Annotated in this window: 3 protein-coding genes; all 3 read right to left on the bottom strand. The window is 36.6% G+C overall.

The genetic code is table 11. The features are described 5' to 3' along the window. Positions 1-153: 153 nt before the first annotated feature. Genes CDZ78_RS20570 through CDZ78_RS20560 form a run of 3 tightly spaced genes read right to left on the bottom strand, consistent with a single transcriptional unit; the run spans position 154 to position 1,036 of the window. A complete protein-coding gene (locus tag CDZ78_RS20570) occupies positions 154-513 on the bottom strand; it encodes an HVO_A0114 family putative DNA-binding protein (RefSeq protein WP_087871603.1) in 360 nt (119 codons plus the stop codon). Between the two features lie 26 nt (positions 514-539). Next, a complete protein-coding gene (locus tag CDZ78_RS20565) occupies positions 540-743 on the bottom strand; it encodes a hypothetical protein (protein WP_087871602.1) in 204 nt (67 codons plus the stop codon). Beyond that, a complete protein-coding gene (locus CDZ78_RS20560; protein WP_087871601.1) occupies positions 743-1,036 on the bottom strand; it encodes a BrnT family toxin in 294 nt (97 codons plus the stop codon). The genes CDZ78_RS20565 and CDZ78_RS20560 overlap by 1 nt, the downstream gene beginning before the upstream one ends. Positions 1,037-1,280: the final 244 nt, after the last annotated feature.

Here is a 1,280-nt window from a genome sequence, read left to right as displayed (position 1 = left end):
ACATACTCGACAAAATATACGAGACAGGACGAAAATATGCCGCTGACTTCAAAGAAATAATGCCGATTGTATTTGATACACATTTACCAAAATGGAATTACCGTGCAATTCCTCAAGAATAATTAATATCGGGAAGTTGTTTCGTGCTTATTCCTAAGCGGCTAAAATCTCAAACTCAATAGCTTTGGCAACCGGCTTAACTTGACGGCTCTCTTTAATTAGCTCAACTATTCCATAGCCTGATAAGGTTTTTAAGGTTCTGGATAAATTGCTGGCTTTTCGACCTGACATTTCAGCCAGCTCATTAATAGAGCTGGGTTGAGCCTCATAAATAATATGTAATAAAGCCCGGTTTTCATCACTTAAAACTTCAGCTAAAGAGCGCATAGAGGTAAACCAGATTTTAGGTTCATTTTCTGCAACTTGATAACGTCCTTGTGCGATAAGCAGCACTCTTTGTCTGATTTGTTCTTGTGGCATAATGCCGACACGTATTTTAGGAAATTGGTTCATTGTTGATGGATGACTTTATCTCATCCTTATCCTGTCACTTCTTTTATTAAAGAAATATCTTTACGCAATAATTCATTAACCAAAGACTGTAAATTAACACCTTTGGCTTTCGCTTTTTCAGCAAACCAGTTTTCTATATCCTGATCTAAATAAACAGGTAGCTTTAATTGCGTATCTGGACGGTAAAACCGTCCACGTTCTGCATTGGAAAAATCATATTCTTCTTTCATTATGAGTCCTCATATTGTTTTTGCTCATGAGCTGTAGCGAGTCTAGCTGAAATAATGCGTACTGTAACTTGATCTTGATGATGCGTTAAAAAAGTATGTACTACTAAGCGCAAGTTATGAGATTTAGTATTCCCTAGGGTAATCCAGCGCTCCTCTTGTTCACTATGTTCACTGTCAATAAGCGACAACTGTAAAGGATCCAGAAATATCTCGCTGGTTTCTTCAAAACTTACGCCATGTTTGCTTAGGTTTGTTTTAGCTTTAACTGGGTCCCATTCAAAAATATATTGCATTGTTGTTTGTCCCTATATACCACTGATCATCAGCTAATAGTAAGTTTAGCATGAAAGCTTAATCACCCTGATAAATACGTTTTTTACCTGTGACACATTCATGGATTAGGGATTTTCGGTATTGGGTTAATGTGGTGATTTGGTTTTGTAGGGTTTCTTTTGTTTGATTTATTTTTTCGCATACATGGTCTAAATATACTGAAGTTTCCTAGAAATTCATCAAGCGACCATGCGTAACAAAACG

Origin of the sequence: Bathymodiolus platifrons methanotrophic gill symbiont (genome assembly GCF_002189065.1) — a bacterium.
In the GTDB taxonomy this organism is placed as follows: domain Bacteria; phylum Pseudomonadota; class Gammaproteobacteria; order Methylococcales; family Methylomonadaceae; genus Methyloprofundus.
The sequence above is the reverse complement of the archived record's forward strand: the minus strand, read 5'-3'. Positions and strand labels throughout refer to the sequence as shown.